General features: G+C 73.3%; 22 protein-coding genes. 7 read left to right on the top strand and 15 right to left on the bottom strand.

Features of this window, described 5'->3' with window-relative positions; genetic code table 11:
- Nucleotides 1-8: 8 nt before the first annotated feature.
- A complete protein-coding gene (gene ybaK, locus FKD65_RS08920; protein WP_141577013.1) occupies nucleotides 9-506 on the top strand; it encodes a Cys-tRNA(Pro) deacylase in 498 nt (165 codons plus the stop codon).
- Here ybaK and FKD65_RS08925 read toward each other — a convergent pair.
- A complete protein-coding gene (locus tag FKD65_RS08925) occupies nucleotides 390-992 on the bottom strand; it encodes a hypothetical protein (protein WP_240810040.1) in 603 nt (200 codons plus the stop codon). The two genes, ybaK and FKD65_RS08925, sit on opposite strands and share 117 nt — an antisense overlap.
- A gap of 128 nt (nucleotides 993-1120) precedes the next feature.
- Here FKD65_RS08925 and FKD65_RS08930 point away from each other — a divergent pair, with 128 nt between their 5' ends.
- Nucleotides 1121-1816: a DUF6882 domain-containing protein gene (locus tag FKD65_RS08930; protein WP_141577014.1), complete on the top strand. Its 696-nt coding sequence runs from the start codon at nucleotides 1121-1123 to the stop codon at nucleotides 1814-1816.
- A 358-nt stretch (nucleotides 1817-2174) separates the two neighbouring features.
- On the opposite strand, the gene dnaE is transcribed toward FKD65_RS08930, so the two are convergent.
- Entirely contained in the window at nucleotides 2175-5705 is a 3531-nt protein-coding gene (gene dnaE / locus FKD65_RS08935; protein WP_141577015.1) for a DNA polymerase III subunit alpha, read from the bottom strand.
- 464 nt (nucleotides 5706-6169) lie between these two features.
- On the opposite strand from dnaE, the gene FKD65_RS08940 reads away from it, so the two are divergent.
- From FKD65_RS08940 to FKD65_RS08950, 3 genes are all read left to right on the top strand, one after another.
- A complete protein-coding gene (locus tag FKD65_RS08940; protein ID WP_141577016.1) occupies nucleotides 6170-6532 on the top strand; it encodes a chorismate mutase in 363 nt (120 codons plus the stop codon).
- Nucleotides 6533-6690: 158 nt separating this feature from the next.
- On the top strand, nucleotides 6691-7338 hold the full coding sequence (locus FKD65_RS08945; RefSeq protein ID WP_141586624.1) for an AzlC family ABC transporter permease: 648 nt from the start codon (nucleotides 6691-6693) through the stop codon (nucleotides 7336-7338).
- A complete protein-coding gene (locus tag FKD65_RS08950) occupies nucleotides 7335-7646 on the top strand; it encodes an AzlD domain-containing protein (protein ID WP_141577017.1) in 312 nt (103 codons plus the stop codon). The genes FKD65_RS08945 and FKD65_RS08950 overlap by 4 nt, the downstream gene beginning before the upstream one ends.
- 13 nt (nucleotides 7647-7659) lie before the next feature.
- Here FKD65_RS08950 and FKD65_RS08955 read toward each other — a convergent pair whose 3' ends face one another.
- Genes FKD65_RS08955 through FKD65_RS45445 form a run of 3 tightly spaced genes read right to left on the bottom strand, consistent with a single transcriptional unit; the run spans nucleotide 7660 to nucleotide 9811 of the window.
- On the bottom strand, nucleotides 7660-8592 hold the full coding sequence (locus tag FKD65_RS08955) for an RluA family pseudouridine synthase (RefSeq protein WP_141577018.1): 933 nt from the start codon (nucleotides 8590-8592) through the stop codon (nucleotides 7660-7662).
- The gene (lspA, locus tag FKD65_RS08960) at nucleotides 8592-9458 is read right to left on the bottom strand and encodes a signal peptidase II (protein WP_240810041.1); all 867 of its coding nucleotides are present in this window, start codon (nucleotides 9456-9458) and stop codon (nucleotides 8592-8594) included. The genes FKD65_RS08955 and lspA overlap by 1 nt, the downstream gene beginning before the upstream one ends.
- Nucleotides 9431-9811: a TraR/DksA C4-type zinc finger protein gene (locus FKD65_RS45445; protein ID WP_240810308.1), complete on the bottom strand. Its 381-nt coding sequence runs from the start codon at nucleotides 9809-9811 to the stop codon at nucleotides 9431-9433. The genes lspA and FKD65_RS45445 overlap by 28 nt, the downstream gene beginning before the upstream one ends.
- A gap of 937 nt (nucleotides 9812-10748) precedes the next feature.
- Between FKD65_RS45445 and ileS the strand changes: the two genes are divergently transcribed.
- Both ileS and FKD65_RS08975 read left to right on the top strand, forming a co-directional pair.
- On the top strand, nucleotides 10749-13922 hold the full coding sequence (ileS, locus tag FKD65_RS08970; protein ID WP_141577019.1) for an isoleucine--tRNA ligase: 3174 nt from the start codon (nucleotides 10749-10751) through the stop codon (nucleotides 13920-13922).
- Between the two features lie 136 nt (nucleotides 13923-14058).
- Nucleotides 14059-14847 carry a DUF1707 domain-containing protein gene (locus FKD65_RS08975; RefSeq protein WP_368367234.1) on the top strand — a complete coding sequence of 263 codons (789 nt, stop codon included), beginning with the start codon at nucleotides 14059-14061 and terminating at the stop codon, nucleotides 14845-14847.
- Nucleotides 14848-14881: 34 nt separating this feature from the next.
- Here FKD65_RS08975 and FKD65_RS08980 read toward each other — a convergent pair whose 3' ends face one another.
- The 10 genes from FKD65_RS08980 to murG all read right to left on the bottom strand — a co-directional run bounded on the left by FKD65_RS08980 (nucleotide 14882) and on the right by murG (nucleotide 25181).
- Nucleotides 14882-16294 (bottom strand): hypothetical protein, encoded by a 1413-nt coding sequence (locus FKD65_RS08980; protein WP_141577020.1) that lies wholly within the window; start codon nucleotides 16292-16294, stop codon nucleotides 14882-14884.
- A gap of 154 nt (nucleotides 16295-16448) precedes the next feature.
- The gene (locus FKD65_RS08985; protein WP_141577021.1) at nucleotides 16449-17369 is read right to left on the bottom strand and encodes a DivIVA domain-containing protein; all 921 of its coding nucleotides are present in this window, start codon (nucleotides 17367-17369) and stop codon (nucleotides 16449-16451) included.
- A gap of 57 nt (nucleotides 17370-17426) precedes the next feature.
- Entirely contained in the window at nucleotides 17427-17723 is a 297-nt protein-coding gene (locus FKD65_RS08990; protein WP_089312594.1) for a YggT family protein, read from the bottom strand.
- 21 nt (nucleotides 17724-17744) lie between these two features.
- Nucleotides 17745-18281: a cell division protein SepF gene (locus FKD65_RS08995; RefSeq protein ID WP_141577022.1), complete on the bottom strand. Its 537-nt coding sequence runs from the start codon at nucleotides 18279-18281 to the stop codon at nucleotides 17745-17747.
- Between the two features lie 105 nt (nucleotides 18282-18386).
- Nucleotides 18387-19082: a YggS family pyridoxal phosphate-dependent enzyme gene (locus FKD65_RS09000; protein WP_240810309.1), complete on the bottom strand. Its 696-nt coding sequence runs from the start codon at nucleotides 19080-19082 to the stop codon at nucleotides 18387-18389.
- A gap of 155 nt (nucleotides 19083-19237) precedes the next feature.
- Nucleotides 19238-19966 carry a peptidoglycan editing factor PgeF gene (gene pgeF, locus FKD65_RS09005; RefSeq protein ID WP_141577023.1) on the bottom strand — a complete coding sequence of 243 codons (729 nt, stop codon included), beginning with the start codon at nucleotides 19964-19966 and terminating at the stop codon, nucleotides 19238-19240.
- Entirely contained in the window at nucleotides 19963-21405 is a 1443-nt protein-coding gene (gene ftsZ / locus FKD65_RS09010) for a cell division protein FtsZ (RefSeq protein WP_141577024.1), read from the bottom strand. Before ftsZ ends, pgeF begins: the two co-directional genes overlap by 4 nt.
- Nucleotides 21406-21755: 350 nt before the next feature.
- Nucleotides 21756-22535, bottom strand: coding sequence for a cell division protein FtsQ/DivIB (locus FKD65_RS09015; protein WP_141577025.1), 780 nt, complete (start codon nucleotides 22533-22535; stop codon nucleotides 21756-21758).
- 133 nt (nucleotides 22536-22668) lie between these two features.
- Complete coding sequence (gene murC / locus FKD65_RS09020; protein ID WP_141577026.1) at nucleotides 22669-24090, bottom strand: UDP-N-acetylmuramate--L-alanine ligase; 1422 nt, start codon at nucleotides 24088-24090, stop codon at nucleotides 22669-22671.
- Nucleotides 24087-25181 (bottom strand): undecaprenyldiphospho-muramoylpentapeptide beta-N-acetylglucosaminyltransferase, encoded by a 1095-nt coding sequence (murG, locus tag FKD65_RS09025; protein ID WP_141577027.1) that lies wholly within the window; start codon nucleotides 25179-25181, stop codon nucleotides 24087-24089. The genes murC and murG overlap by 4 nt, the downstream gene beginning before the upstream one ends.
- Nucleotides 25182-25217 lie beyond the last annotated feature (36 nt).

Here is a 25217-nt window from a genome sequence, read left to right on the forward strand (position 1 = left end):
CTGCCCCCATGAGCACTGCCAAGGGCAAGGGCGGCAGGGGCACCCCCGCGACCGTCGCCGCCGCGAAGGCCGGCGTCGAGTTCACCCTGCACGCCTACGAGGTGGACCCGAACGCCGAGTCCTACGGGGAGGCGGCGGCCGACGCCCTCGGGGTCCCGCACGACCGGCTCTTCAAGACGCTGCTGGCCGAGGTCGACGGGAACCTCACCGTGGGCGTCGTCCCGGTGTCGTCGACCCTCGACCTGAAGGCGCTCGCGGCCGCGGCCGGCGGCAAGAAGGCGCGGATGGCCGACGCCCGCGACGCCGAGCGCGCCACCGGGTACGTCGTCGGCGGGATCAGCCCGCTCGGGCAGCGCAGGCGGCTGCCGACCGTGGTGGACGAGTCGGTGTCAGGGCTCGCGACCGTCTACGTCTCGGCCGGCCGGCGCGGACTCCAGATCGAACTCGTCCCCGCCGACCTCGTCCGCCTCACCGGCGCCCGCGTCGCCCTCATCGCCCGCGGGTAGCCGCCGCACGACCAGCTCCAGCAGCCCGTAGGCGGCGACCGCCCCCAGGGCCCAGAACACCAGCACGCCCTTGGCGCGCAGGTCGGCGACGCCGGTGACGGTGGTGCCGTCGCGCCCGTGCCGGACCGCGTCCTCGAAGTGCCCGAGCCCGACCAGGTTCCCGGTCTTCCAGGCGAGCACGGCCCCGGCGGCGCCGCCGACGGCCAGCCCGAGCAGCAGCGCGGAGTCGTTGCCGCGCCCGCCCGCCAGATAGGCGACCGCGCCGCAGCCGATCCCGGCGACGAGGACGATCAACGCGAAGCGGGCGTCGACGGTGATCGGGCCCTGGTCCTCCGGCGAGGCGAGCAGAGCCTCACCCTGCACGACCACATAGGTCACCTTCGGGACGACCGCCGCCCACAGCAGGCCCGCGAGCGGCCCCAGCAGCGTGACGACGGCGCTGGTGACCGCCCAGATCGCCAAGAGCCTCCCGGTGGGTCGCCGCACCTCGTACGCTCCTAGTTGCAAGTCGTCCGACAGCGAAAGCCTAGCCTGCCCAGGTCAGCCGATCGACTCTCGAAGGGTGTCCGATTCCCGCCCACGACAGCCCCGATTACTGGGATAATGTGCCCGACATGTCCGGATTCAGCCCCGCGTTCGAACGCCTCGGCGCCGCGCTGGCGGCCGTCGTCCTGCAGCAGCAGGAGACGCTCGCCGAGTTCCTGCCGCGCGAGGACTGGAGCGCCGACCTGACCGCCCGCACCTACACCAGCGGCGGCGTCACGGTCCGCGTCTCGCTGCTGGGCAGCTACGCCGCCCGCGAGCGCACCTGGCTGTGGGGCTGGGCCAACCCCCAGTTCGGCGACGCGCACCCCGCGGTCGCCCCGACCCTGGGCATCCGGGCCATCGGCGAACGGCTCGGCATCACCGAGTTCACGACCCCCGAGATCGACCTGTCCTGGTACGAGGGCCCGGCCGGGCACGGCGGCGAACTGATCGCCATGGCCGCGGGCGGCGTCCTCGGCGGCGCCGGGTACATCGGCGCGGGCTACGACGGCGGCTCCGCCTACCTGCACGTCGACGACCCCCAGGCCCCGCCCGCCCAGTGGGACCCCGTCCCCCTGCCCCGCCTGGTGGCCAACGCCGCGAGCCTGTTCCCCCACGAGCCCCGCCTCACCCTCGCCGGCCTCCTCGCGCACCACCGCGTCCCCTACCGCCAGAGCGACGTCCTCACCGAAGTCGCCCTCCCCGGCGGCGGCACCGCCCAGGCCCACTTCGACGGCCTGGGCCGCTTCGTCAACTGGAAAGCTGAGCTTATGGCGGTTTCTTAGGGTTTTCGGGCCTTGGTCCACAACCTAGGAGACCGCATCACGGTGCTCACTGAGCTGCCCCCGACCCGGCGGGCGCGTCCACCCGACAATCCCCTGCGGCCCCGGCAAGAGCGCGACGCGCTGCCCAAGGTCACAGGCCCTGAGGCCCCACCGCGGTAGTGGCGCACGGACCGCAACCCGCACCCCAGCCACCGGAGACCCCAGGGATCGCGATCGCGTCCGAAGGCAGGTTCGAGCTTGCGAGAACCTGATCGCGCAGCGAGCGGCAAGGCGAGACGGAGCGATGCCAGCGATCGCCCGCGTTTCTCGACGATGGAGGGCCGCCAGGCCCGAAGGAGGAGAGAAACGCAATGGAAACTCAACCCAGGCAGGAGGGGCCTAGGAGTTGTTTCAGGTCGCCCATCAGGGCGGGGGACGGGGCCACGCGGAGTCTGTCGTCCAGGCGGACGACCGTGGTGCGGGGGCCGTTCTGGACGTGGAGGTGCACCTCGGCGGTGCCGGGGTGGGTGATCAGCACCTCCTTGAGGCGCGAGACCGTGGGGGGCGTGAGGCGGCCGAGCGGCATCGTCACCGAGAGCGGGCCGGTCGCGTCGGTCACGCTGAGGTCGGGCTGGACGACCTCCATCGCGATGATCTTCGCGACGTCCTCGCGGCGGTCCAGGCGGCCCTTGACGACGAGGATGGCGTCCTCGGCGAGGAGGGTCGAGCACAGCTGGTAGGACGACGGGAAGCACATCACCTCGATGGAGCCGCCGAGGTCCTCCAGCTGGAACATGGCCCAGGAGTTGCCCTGCTTGGTGACCTTGCGCTGGAGGCCGGAGAGCAGGCCCGCCACGATGACCACCTGGCCGTCGGGGCGCTCGCCCCCGTTCAGGACGGCGATCGTGCAGTCGGCCTCCCGTTCGAGGATGTGCTCGACGCCGAGGAGCGGGTGGTCCGACACGTACAGGCCGAGCATCTCCCGCTCGAAGGCGAGGAGGGTGGTCTTGTCCCACTCCTCGGCCTCGGGGATCGCGACGGCGAACGCGTCCTCGCCGCCGTCGTCCTCCAGGGCGCCGAACAGGGAGTCCTGGCCGACGGCCTCCTTGCGCTTGATGTCGATGACCGAGTCGATGGCCTGCTCGTGCACCATCAGCAGCGCCTTGCGCTGGTGGCCGAGCTCGTCGAACGCGCCCGCCTTGATCAGCGACTCCACGACCCGCTTGTTGCACACCGGCGGCGGGACCTTGCTGAGGAAGTCGTTGAAGTCGGTGTAGGCGCCCTTCTCCCGGCGGGCCGCGACGATCCCGTCCACGACGTTCGTGCCGACGTTGCGGACGGCCGACAGCCCGAACCGGATCTCGGTGTCGCCGAGCGGGGTGAAGTCGGCCTCGGAGGTGTTGACGTCGGGCGGCAGCACCTTCAGGCCCATCCGGCGGCACTCCGACAGGTACAGGGCGCTCTTGTCCTTGTCGTCGCCGACGGAGGTGAGCACGCCCGCCATGTACTCGGCCGGGTAGTTCGCCTTGAGGTAGGCCGTCCAGTAGGAGACGAGGCCGTACGCGGCGGAGTGCGCCTTGTTGAAGGCGTAGTCGGAGAACGGGACGAGGATGTCCCAGAGGGTCTTCACGGCCTCCTTGGAGAAGCCGTTGTCGATCATGCCCTGCTCGAACCCGACGAACTGGGCGTCCAGCTCGGCCTTCTTCTTCTTGCCCATGACGCGGCGCAGCAGGTCCGCCTTGCCGAGCGTGTAGCCCGCCACCTTCTGCGCGATCGCCATGACCTGCTCCTGGTAGACGATCAGGCCGTAGGTGGTGTCGAGGATCTCCTTGAGCGGCTCCTCCAGCTCCGGATGGATCGGGGTGATCTCCTGCTGGCCGTTCTTGCGGAGCGCGTAGTTGGTGTGGGAGTTCGCGCCCATCGGGCCCGGCCGGTACAGGGCGCCGACGGCGGAGATGTCCTCGAAGTTGTCCGGCTTCATCAGGCGGAGCAGGGAGCGCATGGGGCCGCCGTCGAACTGGAAGACGCCGAGGGTGTCGCCGCGGGCGAGCAGGTCGTAGGTCTTCTGGTCGTCCAGCGGGAGGGCGAGCAGGTCGACCTCGACGCCCTTGTTCTTCCGGATCCCCTGGAGCGCGTCGTCGATGATCGTCAGGTTGCGCAGGCCGAGGAAGTCCATCTTCAGCAGGCCGAGCGACTCGCAGGTCGGGTAGTCGAACTGCGTGATGATCGCCCCGTCGGCGTCCCGGCGCATGATCGGGATGTGGTCGGTGATCGTCTCGCCGGACATGATGACCCCGGCGGCGTGCACGCCGGTCTGGCGGATCAGGCCCTCCAGGCCCTGCGCCAGGTCCATGATCTGCTTGACGTCGGTCTCTTCCTCGTACAGCTTGCGCAGCTCGCCCGCCTCGCCGTAGCGCGGGTGCTTGTCGTCGAAGATGCCCGAGAGCGGGATGTCCTTGCCCATGACGGCGGGCGGGAACGCCTTGGAGATCCGGTCGCCGAGCGCGTAGGGGAAGCCGAGGACGCGGCCGGCGTCCTTGATGGCGGCCTTCGCCTTGATGGTGCCGAAGGTGGCGATGAACGAGACCTTGTCGGCGCCCCACTTCTCGGTCGTGTACTTGATGACCTCGGCCCGCCGGTCTTCAGGGAAGTCGATGTCGATGTCGGGCATGGACGCGCGCTCGGGGTTCAGGAACCGCTCGAAGATCAGCCCGTGCGGGATCGGGTCGAGGTCGGTGATGCCCATCGCGTAGGCGATCAGCGAGCCCGCGGCGCTGCCGCGCCCCGGGCCGACCAGGATGCCGTTCTCCTTGGCCCACATGATGAAGTCGGCGACGACGAGGAAGTAGGACGGGTACCCCTTGCCGAGGATGACGCCCATCTCGTACTCGGCCTGCTCCTTGTAGCCTTCCGGGAGGCCGTCCGGGAAGCGGCGCTCCAGGCCCTTCCAGACCTCCTTGCGGAACCAGCTCTCCTCGGTCTCGCCCTCGGGGACGGGGAAGCGGGGGCTGAGGTCGCGGTACTCGAACATCCCGGCGGGGTCGACGCGCTCGGCGATCAGCAGGGTGTTCCTGCAGCCCTCGGCCCAGATGTCGGAGGAGTCGATGGCGCGCATCTCGTCGGCGGTCTTGAGGTAGTAGCCGCTGCCGTCGAAGCGGAACCGGTCGGGGTCGGCGAGCTGCTTGCCCACCTGGACGCACAGGAGCGCGTCGTGGGCGGTCGCCTCGGACTCGTGGGTGTAGTGGGAGTCGTTGGTGACGACCGGCGGGATGTTCAGCTTCTTGCCGATGTCGATGAGGCCCTGCCGGACGCGGCGCTCGATGTCGAGGCCGTGGTCCATCAGCTCGAGGAAGTAGTTCTCCTTGCCGAGGATGTCCTGGAAGTTCGCGGCGGCCTTCAGCGCCTCGTCGAACTGGCCGAGCCGCAGCCGGGTCTGGATCTTGCCGGACGGGCATCCCGTGGTGGCCATCAGGCCCTCGGAGTGCTCGGCGAGCAGCTCCTCGTCCATGCGGGCGTACTTGAAGACGAAGCCCTCGGTGTAGGCGCGGCTGGAGAGCTTGAAGAGGTTGTGCAGGCCGGCGCGGTTGCGCGCCCACAGCGTCATGTGGTTGATGAGGCCGCCGCCGGAGACGTCGTCGCGCTTCTGGCTCGGCTCGCCCCACTGGACCTTCTTCTTGTGGAACCGGGACTCCGGCGCCATGTAGGCCTCGATGCCGATGATCGGGGTGACGCCGGCCGCCGTCGCCTGCCTGTGGAAGTCGTAGGCGCCGTGCATGTTGCCGTGGTCGGTCATCGCGATCGCCGGCATCCCCTGCCGGCCGACCTCCTCGAACATCTGCTTCAACCGGGCGGCTCCGTCGAGCATGGAGTACTCGGTGTGAACGTGCAGGTGAACGAAAGAGTCGGCCATGCGTGCTGCGCCTCCTGCTCGTCGCATGCGACCGCCCACGTGCGGGATCCGCACGTGGTCGCGGCATCGGTACCGGGGGAAGACGTCGGGCCGGCTGGGCGCCGGAACGACGCGGCTCTGAGAGCCTAACCCGCATCCCCCGTCACTCGCGCCCCGACGCGCCCAATCCCCCCGGCCCCCTTCCGGTCGTCTCGAAACCCGGGACGGGACGTCCGGAGTTTGGCCATCGGGAACGGCTCGGCATACGATCTCCTCCGTGGAACGTCGCCGATCCAGGTTTACGCAGCCGGCTCCGGGTGAGCCGGTCGCCCTGGCGACCTGAGCGACGACCCCGGAGCCGGCCGAGGCAGAGTCCCCCACGGACTCTGCCTTTTCTGTTGAGACCCGCCTTTTTCGCTGATCAGGCGCGGCCCGGGGCGTTCTCCCCTCGTCCGGACGGGCCGCCGCACGAGAGGGGACCCCAGATGCACGACCAGGTGATCGACGCCGCGCACGCGGAGACGGACCGCCCGGCCGGCGGGCCGTCCGGCGAGCTGCGCGTCGAGCTGCCCTCCCCCGCCGCCGTCACCACGCTGGCCGAGGCCCGCGAGGCGATCGACGGCCTCGACGCGGCGCTCGCGACGCTGCTGGAGCACCGCACCGCGATCGCCGCCGCCGTCCAGCGGCTCAAGCCCGTCGGGGGGTTCGCCGGGCGCGACCCCGGGCGCGAGCGGCGGATCGTGGAGGCCATGGCGGTGCGCGCCCCGTCCCTCGGCCCGGACCGGCTCGCCCCCATCGTGAACGCGATCATCGAGGCGGGCCTGGACGCGGCCGAGTCCGGCCGATGAGCGCGCCCGGCTCCGCCCGGGCGGCCGGCGAGGACGTCCCGGACGAGAACCCGCCCTCCCCGGACGAGGACGCGGTCGCCGCGAACGAGGGCGCCGCCGTCCAGGAGGACGACCCCCCGGGCGAGGACGCGGCGGACGAGGGCGCGCGGGCCGCGGCGATCCGCGCCGGGCTCGGCGTCGGGATCGCCGTGGGGGTCTCCGGCCTGGCGTTCGGCGCGGCGGCGGTCACGGCGGGGCTCACGGTCGCGCAGGCGTGCGCGCTGAGCCTGCTGGCGTTCACGGGCGCGTCCCAGTTCGCGCTGGCGGGGGTGATCGGCGGCGGGGGCGGGCTGGTCGCCGGGACCCTCGGCGCCGTCCTGCTCGGCGGGCGCAACGGCCTGTACGGGATGCGGCTCGCCTCGACGCTCGGCGTGCGCGGGCTGCGCCGGCTCGTGACCGCGCAGGTCGTCATCGACGAGACGGCCGCCGTCGCGACGGCGCAGCGCGGCCGGGACGCGGCCCGCGCCGGGTTCTACACGACGGCGATCAGCCTCTACCTGGCCTGGAACCTCACCACGCTGCTGGGCGCGGCGGGCGCGGCGCGGCTCGGCGACCCGGACGCCGTGGGCCTGGACGTCCTCGGCCCGGCGGCGTTCCTGGCCCTGCTCTGGCCGCGGCTGACCAGCGGCCGGACGGCGGTCCGCGTCGCGGTCGCGGCGGCGCTGATCGCGGTGGCGGCGACGCCGGTGCTGCCGCCGGGCGTGCCGGTCATGCTGGCCGCCGTCGCGGCGCTGCCCGCCCTGCTCGGCCGGAGGGCGGCGCCGTGAGCGTGTGGATCGCGGTGATCGCCACCGGGCTCGGCTGCTACGCGCTGAAGCTCGCCGGGCTCGTCACGCCCCGCCGGGTGCTGGACGATCCGCGGGTCCGCCGGTTCACCGAGCTGGTCCCGGTGGCGCTGCTGACCGCGCTGATCGCCGTCCAGGCGGTGGCGGACGGCCGCGCCCTGGAGTTCGACGCCGCTCGGCTCGCGGGCCTCGGCGCGGCCGTGGCCGCGCTCCTGCTGCGCGCGCCTTTCCTGGTGGTGCTGGTCGTCGCGGCGGGCGTCGCGGCGGGGCTGCGGCTGCTCGGCCTCTGAGCCCGCCGCCCGGTCAGGACTCCGCCGCGACGATCTCCAGGGCGCGGGCCAGGTCGTCGGGGTAGGGGCTCTCGAACTCCACCCATTCGCCCTTGGTGGGGTGCTCGAAACCGAGCCGGACGGCGTGGAGCCACTGCCGCCTGATGCCGAGGCGCTCGGCCAGGGTGGGGTCGGCGCCGTAGGCCATGTCGCCCACGCACGGGTGCCGGATCGCGGACATGTGGACGCGGATCTGGTGCGTGCGGCCCGTCTCCAGGTCGATGTCGAGCAGCGTCGCCGCCCGGAACGCCTCCACAGTGTCGTAGTGGGTGACGGACGGCTTGCCGCCCGCGACGACCGCGAACCGGCCGTCGCCGGAGGGGTGCCGGTCGATGGGGGCGTCGACCGTCCCGCGGAACGGGTCGGGATGGCCCTGCACGAGCGCCTGGTAGCGCTTGTCGATGCGGCGCTCCTTGAAGGCGCGCTTGAGCCGGGAGTAGGCGACCTCGCTCTTCGCCACGACCATCGCGCCGGTGGTGTTGGCGTCCAGCCGGTGCACGATCCCCTGCCGCTCGGACGCGCCGCTGGTGGCGATCGTGTGCCCGGCCCCGAGCAGCCCGCCGAGGACGGTCGGGCCCGTCCAGCCGGTGGTCGGGTGCGCGGCGACGCCTACCGGCTTGTTCACCACGACGATGTCGTCGTCCTCGAACAGCACGCCCATCCCGGGGACGGGCTCGGCGACCGGGGCGGGCGGCGCCGGGGGCGGCGGGAGCGTGACCTCCAGCCAGGCGCCGGCCTGCAGACGCTCGGACTTGGTGGCCACGGGAGCCCCGTCCAGCACGACGTCACCGGCGGCGATCATGTCGGCGGCGCTGCCGCGCGACAGCCCGAACAGGCGTGCCAGGGCGGCGTCGACCCGCTCGCCCTCCAGGCCGTCCGGCACGTGGAGGCTTCGTACGTCGCCCATCAGGACTTCTCCTCCGGAGCCCGCACCTCGGCCCCGTCCTCCGGCGAGGGGGCCGCGGCCTCGCCTGCGGCCTCGCCCCGGGCGCCCTCGGCCTTGCCCGTGTCGCCCTTGCCCGTGTCGGCCTTGCCCGTGTCGCCCTTGCCCGTGTCGGCCTTGCCCGTGTCGCCCTTGCCGGTGCCGTCCTTACCGGAGGGGGCCTCCGCGGCCGAGGCGTCGCCGGAGCCTGCGGCCTCGACCGTATCGGGGGTCTCGTCCGTGTCGGGGGTCCTGTCAGTCCGGGGGGACTCGTCCGGGCGCGGGGCCTCCTCCTTGAGGCGCGTGCCGTCGACCTGGAGGCCGCGCGCCGCCAGCAGGACGGCCAGGACGCCGCCGCAGACGATCGCCGAGTCGGCCAGGTTGAACACCGGCCAGTGCGGCAGCTGGATCCAGTCGACGACGTGGCCCTTCAGCGGCGCCGGGGCCCGCAGCAGGCGGTCGATGAGGTTGCCGACCGCGCCGCCGAGCAGCAGCCCGAGGCAGATCGCCCACGGCACGCTGCGCAGGTTGCGGGCGGTCCGCAGGATCGCCACCACCACTCCGCAGGCGATCAGCGTGAACACGATGGTGTAGCCGGTGCCGATGGAGAACGCGGCGCCGCTGTTGCGGGTCTCGCGCAGCGTCAGCAGCCCGCCGAGCAGCCGGACCGGCTCGCGGTCCTGCAGCGTCCGCACCACGATGATCTTGGACACGATGTCGGCGGCGAGCGCGGCCAGGGCCACGGCGACCAGCACGCCGACGCGGCGCGGCCGGGGAGACCCCGCGGTCTCCCCGGCCTGCCGCTCTGGGTTCGTTGAGTCGCTCAGCGACGTTCCTCGCGTTGTTTGCATGTCACACACAGGGTCGCACGCGGAAAGGCCTGGAGGCGCGCCTTGCCGATCGGCCTGGCGCAGGACTCGCAGATCCCGTACGTGCCGGCGTCCATCCGCTGGACGGCCCGCTCTATCTGGGCGAGCAGGTCCTGTGAATTGTAGGCCAGTGCGAGCTCGTGCTCGCGCTCGTAGGTCTTGGCGCCCGCGTCGGCCTGGTCGTCGCCCGCCCCGTCGTTGGTGTCCCCCTCGGCGATCTGGCTCGCGGACGCGGCGATCTCGCCGCGCAGCGTCTCGACCTGCTCCTCGAGGCCGGCCCGCACCTCGGCCAGTTCGCCCGGCGTCCACTGGTGCTCGCCCTCGCGGACCGGCAGCTCCGCTGCCGCCGTCCTCGCGGGTTCCCGCTCGTCCGCCGCCGGGACGCCGGACTTCCCGGCCGCCCCGCCCTTGCCCGCAGCACCGCCCTTACCCGCAGCACCGCCCTTGGCCGCCGTGCCGCCCCTGCCCGCAGACCGGCCCTTGCCGGGCTTCACGGCGGTACCTTTCCCAGGGGTCTTCGCGGCGGCCGGTTCGGCGGCGTCCTTTCCGGCGGCGCCCTTCTTCGCGCCCTTTCCGCCGGTGCTCGTTCCAGGGGTGCTCGGAGCCGCCGCACCCGTTCTCGCCGGGCTCGCTCCCGCCGGCCCCGCTCCTGCCGGGGACGTCCCCGCCGGGCCCGCTCCGGCCGTGCCCGTTCCCGGGGCCGCGCCGCCCCGGGGCGGCCGCGCCGTGCCCCGGCTCTTGCTCGCGGCGGGCGTCCCGCCCCTCCTCGCGCCGGCCATGTCGGCCTCCCCTGCGCTGGTCGCCTCGACGGGCAGTGCGGGCAGCATCGGTCCCCTCTCTCGGGCACGGTGAACAAGCTGGGCCGTGTTACCGACCGCTTATGCCCGGTCGCCGAACGCATGGAAACTCCACGGCGGCGCAGGAGATCGCAAAGGAACCGTGTCGCCAAGCCGGAAAAGGGGAAGAGCCGGGGTCCGGCGTGCGTTAAAGTCGGCACCAGAAGTCGCAAGGCAGGCATTGATGGGGACACCTGCCGCCGCAAGCAGCCATGAGCGACCCGGGGACGGTGCGAGCCCGGGGGCGAGCGCGGCGGTCTGATCACCCCGGAGCCGCCGGAGGAACCGCCCCGCCCAGGGGCCCAGTAGACCCGGCCGCCGAGACTGGAACGAAGCGGGCCGCGCCGGTCGGGCGCGGTCAAGGAGGGTGGTACCGCGGGGCAGCCGCCTCGTCCCTCCGGTCAACGTGTTCACGTCGATCCGGAGGTCCGCCATCGTGAGCCGAGGTTTTCGGCCGCTGCCCGCGCAGGTCGATCTGCCCGCCCTCGAGCGGGACATGCTGCGCCGCTGGCAGGAGAACAAGGTCTTCGAGCGGTCGCTGGAGCGCACCGCGTCCGGGACGCCGTGGGTGTTCTACGAGGGTCCCCCCACCGCCAACGGCATGCCGGGCGTCCACCACGTGGAGGCCCGCGTCTTCAAGGACGTCTTCCCGCGCTTCAAGACCATGAAGGGCCACCACGTCCCGCGCAAGGCCGGCTGGGACTGCCACGGCCTGCCCGTCGAGGTCGCCGTGGAGAAGGAGCTCGGCCTCACCGGCAAGAAGGACATCGAGGAGTACGGCGTCGCGGAGTTCAACGCCCGCTGCCGCGAATCGGTCCTGCGCCACGTGGACGCCTTCGAGGAGATGACCGAGCGGATGGGGTACTGGGTCAACACCGACCAGGCCTACCGCACGATGGACCCGGACTACGTCGAGGCCGTCTGGTGGTCCCTGAAGCAGGTGTTCGACAAGGGCCTGCTGTTCCGCGACTTCCGCATCACGCCGTACTGCCCGCGCTGCGGGACCGGCCTGTCCGACCACGAGCTGGGCCAGCCGGGCGGGTACGAGACCGTCTCCAGCCCGTCGGTGTACGTGCGGATGCCCGCCACGTCCGGTCCGCTGGCCGAGATGGGCGCCGCATTGCTCATCTGGACGACGACCCCCTGGACGCTGGTGTCGAACACCGCCGTGGCCGTCCACCCGGACGTCACGTACGTGGCGGCACGCCCCGAGGGTTCCGACGAGGTGCTCGTGGTCGCCGAGCCGCTCGTCGACCAGGTCCTCGGGGAGGGCGCCGAGCGGCTCGCGACCTTCCAGGGCACCGAGCTCGAGCGGACCACCTACCAGCGGCCCTTCGAGCTCGTCGACATCCCCGAGGCGCACTACGTCGTCCTGGGCGACTACGTCACGGTGGAGGACGGCACCGGCCTCGTACACCAGGCTCCCGCCTTCGGCGGCGACGACATGACCGTCTGCAAGCGCTACGGCATGCCGATCGTCAACCCGATCGGGCCGGACGGGCGGTTCCTGCGCGAGGTGCCCCTGGTCGGGCACAAGTTCTTCAAGGACGCCGACGAGCCGCTCACCGACGACCTGCGCGCGCGCGGGCTGCTGTACCGCGGCGGGCACTTCGACCACAGCTACCCGCACTGCTGGCGCTGCCACACGCCGCTGCTCTACTACGCGCTCCCCGCCTGGTACATCCGCACCACGCAGATCAAGGACCGCCTGCTGGAGGAGAACGAGAAGACCAACTGGTACCCCGAGACCGTCAAGCACGGCCGGTACGGGGAGTGGCTGCGCAACAACGTCGACTGGTCGCTGTCCCGCAGCCGCTACTGGGGCACCCCGCTCCCGCTGTGGGTCTGCGGCGAGGATGAGGAGCACATCACCTGCGTCGGGTCGCTCAAGGAGCTCGGCGAGCTGTCCGGCGGCGACCTGTCCGCGCTCGACCCGCACCGCCCGTACGTGGACGACGTCGTGTTCCCGTGCCCCCGGTGCGGCGCGGAGGCGCGCCGCGTGCCCGACGTCATCGACGCCTGGTACGACTCGGGGTCGATGCCGTTCGCGCAGTGGGGAGCCCCCTACCGCAACAACGAGGTCTTCGAGAGCGCCTACCCGGCCCAGTACATCTGCGAGGCCCAGGACCAGACCCGCGGCTGGTTCTACTCGCTCATGGCCGTCGGGACGCTGGTGTTCGACCGCTCGTCCTACGAGAACGTCGTCTGCCTCGGCCTGATCCTCGCCGAGGACGGCCGCAAGATGAGCAAGCACCTCGGCAACGTGCTGCGGCCCATCCCCCTGATGGACCAGCACGGCGCCGACGCGGTGCGCTGGTTCATGGCCGCGAGCGGGCTGCCCTGGGCGTCCCGCCGCGTCGGGCACGGCGCCCTGGAGGAGATCGTCCGCAAGGTCCTGCTGACCTACTGGAACACCGCGTCCTTCTTCGTCCTGTACGCGAACGCGGCTCAGGCGCAGGGGCGCGCGTGGACGCCCGACCGGCTGTCCGAGGCCCCGGCGCCGGCCGACCGCCCGCTCCTGGACCGCTGGGCGCTCGCCGAGCTGCACCGCACCGTCCGCGAGGTCGACGCCGCGCTGGAGGAGTTCGACACCGCCCGCGCGGGACGGCGGCTCTCGCAGTTCGTGGACGACCTGTCCAACTGGTACGTGCGGCGCTCCCGGCGGCGCTTCTGGGAGGGCCCGGAGACGCCCGGGGGCTCGGCCGCGTTCGCGACGCTCTACGAGTGCCTGGAGACCCTCACCCGGCTGATGGCGCCGATCGTCCCGTTCATCACCGACCACGTGTGGGACGTCATCCGGCCCGAGGACGCGCCCGAGTCGGTGCACCTCACCGACTGGCCCGCGGTCGACGAGGGCCTCCTCGACGAGGAGCTGACCGAGCGGATGGCGCTCGTGCGCCGGCTGGTCGAGCTCGGCCGGTCCGCGCGGGCCGCGAGCGGCGTGCGGACCCGCCAGCCCCTCGGCCGCGCCCTCGTCGGCGCCCCGGGCTGGTCCGCGCTGCCCGAGCAGCTGCGCGCGCAGATCTCCGAGGAGCTCAACGTCCTCGGGTTCGAGGAGCTGTCCTCGATCGGCGGCGACCTGGTCGACTACGAGGTCAAGCCCAACTTCCGCGAGCTCGGCAAGCGGTACGCCAAGGACACCCCGAAGGTCGCCAAGGCGATCACCTCCGCCGACCCGGCCGCGCTCGTCCGGGCGCTGCGGGCGGGTTCCGCCGAGGTCGAGGCCGACGGGGTCGGCGCGGTGCCGCTCGGCCCCGACGACGTGATCGTCACCGAGCGCCCGCGCAGCGGCTGGGCCGTCGAGAGCGCCGCCGGCGAGACCGTCGCGCTCGACCTCACGGTCACGCCCGAGCTGCGCCGGGCGGGCCTGGTCCGGGAGGCCGTCCGGCTCGTCCAGGAGGGCCGCAAGACCGCGGGACTGGAGGTCACCGACCGCATCGACCTGTGGTGGGAGGCCACCGGCACCGACCTCGCCGAGGCCCTGCGCGGCCACGGCGACGAGGTGGCCGCCGAGGTCCTCGCGGCCACGGTGACCGAGGGCCGTCCCGAGGGCCTGACCGCCACCCGCGACGAGGAGCTCGGCCTCACGTACTACCTGCGCAAGGCGTGAGCCGACCGCGCGAGGCGTGAGTCCCTCCGCCGCGGCCGGGGCCCGTCCGGGTCCGGCCGCGGCGGGGGCGCCGCGGCGCGCGAGAACTTTCGTGTTGGGGTTTTTCGCGACACATCGCGTTTGCGATGATGGACCCGTGAATCTTCCCGAGCAGCCGTCCGGCTCCGAGCCGCCCTCCGGTTCCGAGCCGGCAGCGCGGCACTCCCCCGCGAGCATGCGGGCGTCCGACGCCGATCGCGACGAGGTCGCCGACCGCCTGCGCGAGGCCCTGGCGGAGGGGCGCATCACGCCGGAGGAGCACGCCGAGCGCATCGACGTCGTCTACAACGCCAGGACGTACGCCGAACTGGAGCCCGTGCTCAGCGACCTGCCCTCGCAGCACGCGGCGGGCCCGCGGGTCGACCTGCGCAAGGAGCGGCCCCTCGCGCCGCCCCCGCCGCAGTCGCCGCACCTCGTGGCGGTGTTCAGCGGGGTGGAGCGCAAGGGCCGCTGGCTGGTCGAACCGACCACGACCATCACCTGCGTCTTCGGCGGCGCGGAGCTGGACTTCCGGCAGGCGGTCCTCAGCAGGGGCGAGGTGACCCTGAACGTGACGTGCGTGTTCGGCGGCGTAAACGTCGTCGTGCCGCCGGGCGTGCGGGTCGTCGGCTCCAACTTCTCGGTCTTCGGCGGCACCGATCTTCCTGAGGACGACACCCTCGACCCGGACGCGCCCGTCATCCGGCTGACCGGGATGCTGCTGTTCGGCGGCATCTCGGTGGAGCGCCGCGCCGCGGGCGAGAAGCGGGGCCGTGCCCGGCGGCGCCATCACGAACTGCACCGCGAGCACCACGAGGAGATGCGGCGGCTGCACCGCGAGGAGCGGCGGGACGCGCGGCGGGACCGCCTGCGCGAGCTGCGCGACGAGCGGCACCGCGGACGCTGACCCCCCGGGGCGGCTCCGGCCGCCCCGGCACGTGTCAGTCGCGGGCGTGCTCGCGGTCGGGCTGGCAGACCAGGCAGGGCGTGCAGCCCCGGGCCTTGGCCTCCGCGCGCGACAGCGACTCCAGGTCGTCGGCCTCGTCGCCGATGTCCTCGATGAGGGCGCAGTCGACGCGGTGGTAGCGCTTGGTGCCGCTCAGGATGCGGACCTGCGGGCCGTCGTGGTCGGCCTCGCCGGCCTCGCCGGCCTCCGGGCCGGCGGACGGCTCGGGCTCCGGAGCGGGCGCGTCCTCGGCGCCCGGGCCGCCGAACGGCGCGGCGCCGAGGTCGGCGGTGTCGTCGGGGGCCGCCGATTCGGTCTCAGCGTCCCGTTCCGCGGTGCGCCGGTCGTCGGCCTCGTCCGCGGCGGATTCGGCCTTCTCCGCGGCCGTGGGAGCCTCCGCGGCGCTGTCGCGGGAGTCGAACAGGCCCGCGACGGGCATGTCGGTGAGGGTGGGGCCCGCGGGGCTCCGCCTCGGGGCGTCCCTGTCGCTCTCCCGCTCCCGCTCCCGGTCCCGGTCCCGGTCGTCGGTGCCGGCGTCCCCGGCCCCCGTCCCTTCGGCGCCGCGCTCCCCGGTCAGCGGGATCTCGGCCGTCCGGTCGAAGGCGCCCGGCTTGTCGAAGGCTCCCGGCTCCTCGAACGAACCGGGCTTGTCGAACGAACCGGGCTTGTCGAACGAGGCGGGCTTGTCGAACGAACCGGGCTTGTCGAACGAGGCGGGCGCGGGCTTGGCCAGCCCTGCGAGGCCGCCCTCGGAACGCTCCCCACCGGGCTCGCGGATCGCGGGTGCGGGTGCCGTCGCCTTGCCGGCGTCCGAGGACGCGGGTGCCGTCGCCGCGGCGCGCGCCGCCAGTGCGGTGTCGGGCAGGCAGGCGGTGCAGGGGCTGAACCCCTCCTCCTTGGCCTCGGCGTAGGTGAGCTCCTCGGTCTCACGGCCGGCGAGCTGCCGGCAGGTGTCGAGGTGGTAGCGCTTGCGGCCGCGGACGACGAAGACCAGCGCGTCGTCGGGGACGTCGGCGGCCGGGGCGGGGACGTCGACCTCGTCGTCGGCGGGGTCTGCGGGGGGCTTGGCCTCCGAGGCGCCCGCGGCGCTCTCGGCCGGGACGGGCGCGGCAGGGGCGCCCTTCTTGCGCCTGTCCTGCTTGTCGCGCTTGTCCTTCTTGGCCTTCTGCGCCTTCCTGCTCGGGCGGGCGGGGCCCGGCGAGGCGCCCGGGCCGAACAGCTCCTTGCGCCGCAGGAACACCCCGATGGCCAGGCACACCGCTGAGACGATGCTGACGCCGATCGAGATGTAGATCACCGCCAGGGCGTCCAGGCCGAAGACCTGGGCGCTGTCTCCGTTGCCCGCGACGATTCCCGCTACCAGCAGGGCGATCGCCACCACCACGAGAACGCCACTCAGGATGATCACAGGGTCACTCCCACTCGTTCAGACCGCATAGGCTCCGGGCCGCGCGAGAGGGCCGGCGGCCGGCCCGGGGCACGGTCGCCAGGCGCCGCGGGGATGGCGGCGCGCCATCCCCGGCGCGGCGATCGGAACGACACTATCGCCTGTGGCGCCGGTGTCAGCGCCTGTCGTGCGGCGGGTTGTCGCCGCCGGAGTGGAAGGCGCCCGTCGCCGAGTGCTGGACCTGCTGGGTGTGCTCGGGGGAGGGGAACGTGCCCGGCGCCGGCGCGGGGGCGCCGTTGCGGTTGTCGGCGTGCGGAAGGGCGTTCTGCGGGCCCGTCTGCGGACCGGCCTGCGGGGAGTTCTGCTGCGCCTGCACGGGAGCCGCCCCCGGGACGGCGGCGAACGCGCCCGTCTCGGTGCTGCCCGCCTCCAGGTCGCGGAGCTGGCCCTCCAGGTACACCTTCAGGCGGCTGCGGTACTCGCGCTCGAAGGCGCGCAGGTTGTCGACCTCGCGCTCGAGCTCCTCGCGCTGCTGGACGAGCGAGCCCATGACCTGGCGGTGCCGCTCCTGGGCGTCGCGGTCGAGGGCCTCGGCGCGGGAGCGGGCCTCGCTGACGATCTGGTCGGCCTGCCGGCGGGCCTTGCCGAGGATCTCCTCGGCCTCGCGGCGGGCGCGGCCGAGCGTCTCGTCGGCCTCCCGGCGGGCGTCGGCGATCGCCTGGTCGGCGGTCTGCTGCGCGAGCGCGAGCACGCGGGCCGCGGTGTCCATGTTGTCCTCGCCGGAGGGGGCGTGGGACATGCCGAGGCCGCCGAGGACGGGCTCCGGCTCGGGCTGCGGCTGCGGCTCGGGGCGCGGCGGCTCGGGGATCTTCTGGACGTCCGGCTTGGGCTCCACGATGGGAGCCGCCATGGCGGGAACCTTGCCGCGCAGGCACTCGGCCAGTTTGGCCCGCAGCTCCTCGTTCTCCTGGATGAGGCGGTCGAGCTCGGCCTCGACCTCGTCGAGGAAGGCGTCCACCTCCTCCTCGTCGTACCCCGGCCTCAGCCTGGTGGTACTGAACTGCTTGTTCCGCACATCGGCGGGTGTCAGCGGCATGTTCTCGTCTCCTTGGCGCGCTTGGAGTCTGTCCCCGAAGGACGGTATCCGATCGACCTAACCTCCGCCGAATATGGAACCGACGAAGACGATCAAGACCCAGACCACAAGGATGAGGACCGTGAAGCTGAGGTCCAGGGCAACGTTACCCAGCCGGATGGGCGGGATGAAACGCCTGAGCAGCTTCAGCGGCGGATCGGTGACCGTGTAGGTCGCCTCAGCGATCACCAGCACCACCCCGGTCGGCTTCCATTGCCGAGCGAACGACTGCAGGACCTCCAGGACCAGCCTGCCGATCAGGAACAGCAGGAACAGGTAGAGGACGCCCTGCAGGACGGATCCAACGATGTTCACGGACACTCTCGCATGCGACTCTCAGCTTTGGTTGAAGAACCCTCGTTCTGCCATCCGGGCCTTGTCCTCCGCCGTCACCTCGACGTTGACGGGCGAAAGCAGGAACACCTTGTTGGTAACACGCTCGATGCTGCCGTGCAGGCCGAACACGAGACCTGCCGCGAAGTCGACCAGACGCTTGGCGTCGCTGTCGACCATCTCGGTCAGATTCATGATCACCGGCGTGCCCTCCCGGAAGTGCTCCCCGATCGTCCTGGCCTCGTTGTAGGTCCTCGGATGCAGCGTAGTGATACGCGCGAGGTCGGTGGTACCGGACTCGTACAGTGCTACGGAGCGCCGCTCCAGGGTCGACGTGGCGTGATGGTCGCGATCCCGGTCCGCGGCCTCTTCCGCTCGGGTAAGCTGACCGCCGGATTCGTCCTCACGACGGCGGCCCTGCCCGGTGTCGGTCTCCTCGTCGTAGACCTCGTACTCGTCGTAGTCGCCGTACTTGTCGTCGTAACGGTCGTCCTCCACAAGGCCGAGGTAGACCGCCATCTTGCGCATCGCGCTGGCCATACGTCCCTCCGTGTCCTGTGGCCGCGGCGCCGGGCGCGTCCGGCCCCGCCATTGGACTGTTCCGTCGTGGCGCCCTGCGTTCGGGCAGGTACCACTGGGGGGACATTACCTGACGATTGCCCGTCGGCCGCCGAGCAACGCCGTACCGATCCGCAGGTGTGTCGCGCCGCACGCGATCGCCTGCTCCAGATCGCCGCTCATACCCGCACTGACGATCCGGGCGCCCGGATGGTTCCGCCGCATTCGCTCCGCCGTCTCCGCGAGCCGGGCGAAGGCCGGCAGCGGGTCCGCTCCGAGGGGCGCGACGGCCATCACCCCGCCGAGTTCCAGGCCGGGGGCGGCGGCGATCTCGTCCGCGAGCCGGGGCACGTCGCCCGGGGCGGCCCCGCCCCGCTCCCCCACCTCGCCCGCCTTCCCGCCCTCGTCCAGGGAGACCTGCACGAGGCAGCGGAGGGCGCGCCCGGTGCGGGCGGCGCCGTCGGCGAGGGCGCCGACCAGTCGCGACCGGTCCACCGAGTGCACGACGTCGGCGTAGCCGGCCACCGCGCGCGCCTTGTTGGTCTGGAGCCGCCCGACGAAGTGCCAGGTGAGCGGGAGGTCGGCGCATTCGGCGGCCTTGGGGCGGGCCTCCTGGTCGCGGTTCTCCCCGACCTCGGTCACGCCCAGCCCGGAGAGCAGCCGCACGTCGGACGCGGGGAACGTCTTGGTCACCGCGATCAGCGTGATCTCGCCGGCGTCCCGGCCGGCGGCGGCGCACGCGGCGGAGATGCGCGCGCGCACGGCGGCCAGGCCCTCGGCGATCTCGGCGCGCCGCTCGCCGGCCGTGTGGTCGCCGGCGGCGCGGTCCGCGGTGCGGCCCCCGGCGGGGGCGCGGTCGCCGCCCGAGGTGTCGGCCCCGTCGGCGGCGTCGGCCGCGTCGGTGATGTCGTCCCCTCCGGCGGGGCGGTCCCGGTCGGTCACGTGCCTTCCTTGAGCCAGACATATCCGGCGAAGCGGCCGGTGCGTCCCTCGCGGCGGTAGGAGAAGAGGCCCGGGTCCTCGATCGTGCAGCGGCCGTCGGCGGTCACGCGGGCCACCCCGGCGGAGGCGAGCTGCTCGGCGACGCCGGCGCGGATGTCGAGGCCGGGGGTGCCCTTGGACGTGGTGGCGTACGCGGCGGGGACGGTGGCGGCGACCTCGTCCCGCATCTCCGCGGGGACCTCGTAGCAGCGGCCGCACGCGGCGGGCCCGATGGCCGCCGTCATCCGGGCGGGGTCGGCGCCGCGCTCGCACATCGCCTTCACCAGCGCGGTGACGACCCCGGCGGCCGTCCCGGGACGGCCGGAGTGGGCGGCGCCGACGACCCCGGCGGCCGCGTCGGCCACCAGGACGGGCGCGCAGTCGGCGACGAGGACGGCGAGGGCGAGCCCGGGAACGGTCGTGACGACCGCGTCGACCGGGCCGGGCAGGTCGGTCGAGTCGGCGAACGCGACGTCGGCGCCGTGCACCTGCCGCATGAAGACGGTCCGCTCGGGGTCGGCGCCGAGCGCCGCGGCGGCGCGCCGCCGGTTGGCCAGGACGGCGGCCGGGTCGTCACCGACCGCGCCGCCGAGGTTCAGGGAGTCGAAGGGGGGCCTGCTCACGCCGCCGGACCGGCCGGTGAAGCCGGCGCCGACGCCGCCGCCCAGGGCGACGGGGGTGATCACTTCAGGAAGTCGGGGACGTCGAGGTCGTCGTCCTCGTCGAACACCACGGGACGGCGGCGCTGCCCGGAGGCGGGGCCGCCGTCGTTCTCGCCCGCGTGCACGCGGGGTGAGGGCTGCTCGGAGGGCTGGCGCGGCGCGGGAGCGCGCGAGCCGCCGGACTCTCCGCCGGAGGAACCGGCGTCCCGGTCGGCCGGAGGCCCCGGCTGCCCGGACGCCGCCCCCTCGGAGCGGGACTGCTCGCCGCGCCCGGCGGACCGGTCGTCCTGGCTCCGCGCGGGCGGCTGCGCCCGGTCGGTCTCGGGGCGCTGCTGCGCGGGGGCCGGGGGCGGCGGCGCGGCGGCGGCCTGCGCCACCGACTGCTGCTGCGGTGCCGGGGGCTCGGACCGCCCGACCCGGCTCGGGATCGGGTTGGGCGGGGACGCGGGCGGCGGGACGGGACGCGGGGGCGGGGGCAGCCGCTTGCTCTCCGGTTCGGGAACCGGCTTGCTAGGGCGCCCCTCGTCGAAACCCGCCGCGATCACCGTGACCCGGACCTCGTCGCCGAGCGCGTCGTCGATGACCGCGCCGAAGATGATGTTGGCGTCGGGGGCGGCCGCGTTGGACACCAGTTGCGCCGCCTCGTTGATCTCGAACAGCCCGAGGTCGGAGCCGCCGGAGATGGACAGCAGCACGCCGTGCGCGCCGTCGATGCTGGCCTCCAGCAGCGGGCTGGAGATCGCCATCTCGGCGGCGGCGACCGAGCGGTCGTCGCCGCGCGCCGAACCGATGCCCATCAGCGCCGAGCCGGCGCCGGACATCACGGACTTGACGTCGGCGAAGTCGAGGTTGATCAGGCCCGGGGTGGTGATGAGGTCGGTGATGCCCTGGACACCGGACAGCAGCACCTGGTCGGCCGCCTTGAAGGCGTCCAGCACGCTGACCTGCCGGTCGGAGATCGACAGCAGCCGGTCGTTCGGGATGACGATGAGGGTGTCGACCTCGTCGCGCAGCGTCTCGATGCCGGCCTCGGCCTGCATCGCGCGGCGCTTGCCCTCGAAGCTGAACGGGCGGGTGACCACGCCGATCGTCAGGGCGCCGAGCGAGCGGGCGATGTTGGCGACCACCGGAGCGCCGCCGGTACCGGTCCCGCCGCCCTCCCCGGCGGTGACGAAGACCATGTCGGCGCCCTTGAGGACCTCCTCGATCTCCTCCCGGTGGTCCTCGGCGGCCTTGCGGCCGACGTCGGGGTTGGCTCCGGCCCCGAGGCCCCGGGTGAGCTCGCGGCCCACGTCCAGTTTCACGTCGGCGTCACTCATCAGCAGCGCCTGGGCGTCCGTGTTGATCGCGATGAACTCGACGCCCTTGAGTCCCTCTTCGATCATCCGGTTGACGGCGTTGACGCCGCCGCCGCCGATTCCGACGACCTTGATGACCGCGAGGTAATTCTGCGGTGCTGCCACGACGAGGGGCCTTTCCGCTCTCTCCGACCGCCCTGCCCGGTCTGCCGACCGTGCCGCCGCGGTGTTCCCGACCTTTGGTTTCCGAGCTGTGCGCAACGGGTGGGGTAAACCCTCACCCTCAACTTGAGGCTTACAGTTATGTCAACCTGATGACTGATACGGACAGTAGGGCGGCCTTACCGCCAGGGTCAACTAACCTCCCCCGAACTCGGTCGGCGTGTCGCGACCTGCCCGCTCCGCCCGGTCGTCAGCCCTGTCCACTTCACCCACCCTGGTCCACTTCCTCACCCGTCCCGGGCCGCTTCTCCGGCCCCGGCGGCCTCCTCGCCGCCATGGACCCGCCCGCTCCGTCACTGCGTCTTGAGGACCTCGGGCGAGCTGATGTCGACGGTGCGCACGGCGCGCCCGGCCGCGGTCCGCCGCACGGCGTCCAGCAACCTGATCTTCTCGGCCGCCCGCTCCGCCGCGCCCCACACCACCGTCTGGCCGCCCTTCATGTAGAGGGTCACCGCCTCCGGCCCTCCGGCCTCCACCTCGGTGACCCTGCCGCCGAGGCGTTCGGGCAGCCCGGACAGCACGGTGAGCGCCGCGAGCGTGGCCTGGTCGGACGGTCCCGGCGAGGCGACCGTGAGCGTGGGAAGCCCCGCCGGGCGGGACGCCTCGTCGGCGACCGTCACGCCGTGCCGGTCGAGGAGGTGGTAGCGGCCTGCGCCCCGGAACACCGCCACCGGCTCGCGCTCGTGGACGACGACGCGGACCGTCCCCGGCCAGCGGCGCTCGATCGCCGCCGACTCGACCTCGCGGAGTCGCTCCACGCGGTCCCGGACGGCGCCGGTCCTGAGCCGGACCATCGGCGTGCCGAGGTCGATCCCGGCCGCGGCCACCACCTGGTCGGCGGTGGCGAGGCGGGTTCCCGTCACCTCGACGTGCCGCACCACCAGCAGCCTCGACCCGAGCAGCACCCAGGACACCGCGCCGAGCGCCCCGATCACCAGGAGGGTGACGAAGACCACCTTCCAGCGGGTCGCGCGGCCGCGCCCGGCCGGCGCCGCGGCATCCGGGTCCGGCTCCGGTTCCTCTTCCAGGTCCGGGTCCGGCGAGCCGCGGCGGCTCGTGTGCGCCTCGGTCATGACCCAAGCCTGGCAGTGATCGCCGGTTCCGCCGCCGACCGCGCGGGCGGCGGCGTGTCACGCCCCGCCTCCCCCCGGACGCCCGTCCCCCCGCGAGACCCGTGACGCGGCAAGGCTCCCACCCCGGCAGGCCCTACGCCCCGGCGAGGCGTTCCAGGACGAGCGGGCCGAGCTGCGTCACGTCCCCGGCGCCCAGCGTGATGACCACGTCGCCTGGACGGGCGAGGGACGCCGCGATGCCGGGCACCTCGTCCCGCTCGGGCGCGTACACGGTCTCGGTCCCGGCCGGGACGGCGTCGGCGACCAGCGCGCCCGTCACGCCGGGCTCGGGGTCCTCGCGGGCGCCGTAGACGTCCAGGACGACCGCGACGTCGGCGAGGCCGAGCGCGGCGCCGAACTCGGCGGCGAAGAACCGGGTGCGGCTGTACAGGTGCGGCTGGAACACCGCGACGATGCGGCCCCGCCCGCCCGTCCCCGCGTCCTTCTCGCCGAGGTAGTCGCGGGTGGCGTCCAGGTCGGCGGTCAGCTCGGTCGGGTGGTGGGCGTAGCTGTCGAACACCTCGACGCCGCCCGCCTCGCCCTTGCGCTCCAGCCGCCGCATCGCCCCGCCGAACGCGGCGAGGCCGGCGCGCACCGGGTCGTCGTCCAGGCCGAGGGACCGGGTGACCGCGACGACTGCGGCCGCGTTGAGCGCGTTGTGGCGCCCCGGCACGGCCAGCGCGAACTCCCCGCCGCCCTCGATCCGGAAGCGGGAGCCGAGGCCGCGCGGGGTGAAGCCGGTCACGCGCAGGTCGGCGCCCTCGGCCTCGCCGTAGGTCAGCACGGTCAGGCCGCGATCGCGCGCCCGCCCGGCCAGCTCCATCGCGACCGGGTCGTCGGCGCCGGCGATGAGGGTGCCGCCCGGCTCCACCCGGTCGACGAAGCGGGCGAAGTTCTCCTTGACCTTCTCGAACCCGCCGTAGTTGTCGAGGTGGTCGGCCTCGACGTTGGTGACGACCGCGATGCGCGGGGTGTACATGAGGAACGAGCCGTCGCTCTCGTCGGCCTCCGCGACGAACACGTCGCCGGTGCCCTCGTCGGCGCCGAGGCCGGTGGTGACCAGCTGGCCGCCGATGCAGTAGGACGGGTCGGCGCCGGCGTGCTGGAGCGCCACCGTCAGCATCGAGGTGGTGGTGGTCTTGCCGTGCGTGCCGGCGACCGCGACCGCGCGGCGGCCCGCCATCAGCGAGGCGAGCGCGGCCGAGCGGTGCAGGACGCGCAGGCCCCGCGCGCGGGCGGCGACCAGCTCGGGGTTGGTGTCGCGGATCGCCGTGGAGACCACGACGGTGTCGGCGTCGCCCACGTGCGCTGCGTCGTGCCCGACGAAGACCTTGGCGCCGAGGTCGCCGAGCTGGGCGAGCAGCTCGGAGTCGCGGGCGTCGCTGCCGGACACGGCGATGCCGCGGCGCAGCATGATGCGGGCGACGCCGGACATCCCGGCTCCCCCGATGGCGATGAAGTGGACCCGGCCGAGCTCGCCGGCCGGCACCACCTCCCCCGGGTCGATCAGGCTCATCGGGCGGCGCCCGCGGACCGGACCACCTCGTAGACCATCTGGGCGAGCGCGACGTCGGCGTCGCGGCGGCCCATCCGGCCCGCGGCCTCGGACATGTGCGCGACGCGCGCCGGGTCGGCCAGCACCGGCAGCAGGTGCCGGGCGATCCAGTCCGGGGACAGCTCGGCGTTGTCGACCAGCATGCCGCCGCCCGCCGCGACGATCGGCTCGGCGTTCAGCCGCTGCTCGCCGTTGCCGATCGGGAGCGGGACGTACACGGCGGGCAGCGCGACCGCGGCCAGCTCGGCGCAGGTCATCGCGCCCGCGCGGCACATCGCCATGTCGGCGGCGGCGTAGGCGAGGTCCATGCGGTCGCAGTAGGGGATGGTGACGTACTGCGGGCCGCCCGCCGCGGGCTCGGGCTCCTCGGTGTTCTTCGGCCCGACGATGTGCAGCACCTGGATGCCCGCCTGCCGGAAGTACGGCGCGGAGGCCACGGCGGCCTGGTTCAGCGAGCGGGCGCCCTGCGAGCCGCCGAAGATCAGCAGCGTGGGCAGGTCGGGGAGCAGCCCGAAGTAGGAGCGGGCCTTGTCGCCCATGGCGAGCCGGTCGAGCGTCGCGATCTCGCGGCGCAGCGGGATGCCCACGAACCGGGCGTTCGGCAGCGGCGAGTCGGCGTGCGAGACCGCGACGTGCTCGGTGAAGCGGGCGCCGAGCTTGTTGGCCAGGCCGGGCTTCGGGTTGGCCTCGTGCACGATGATCGGAACCTTGCGCTTGCGCGCCGCGAGGTAGCCGGGGGTGGCGACGTAGCCGCCGAAGCCGACCAGGATGTCGGCCCGGGCCTGGTCGAGGACGGACGCGGCCGCGTTGATCGCGCCGCGCAGCCGCCCGGGCACCGACAGCAGCTGCGGGGTCAGCGTCCGCGGCAGCGGCACCGGGGGGATCAGGGCGAGCTCGTAGCCCCGCTGCGGGACGAGGCGGGTCTCCAGGCCCCGCTCGGTCCCGAGGCAGACGATCCCGGTGTTCGGGTCGTTGCGGCGCAGCGCGTCGGCGAGCGCCAGGGCGGGCTCGATGTGTCCGGCGGTGCCGCCGCCGGCCAGGACAACCCTCATGTCCGTTGACAACTCCTCAGCGTGGTGTGAAGGGGG

This window comes from Actinomadura sp. WMMA1423, from assembly GCF_006547145.1.
In the GTDB taxonomy this organism is placed as follows: domain Bacteria; phylum Actinomycetota; class Actinomycetes; order Streptosporangiales; family Streptosporangiaceae; genus Spirillospora.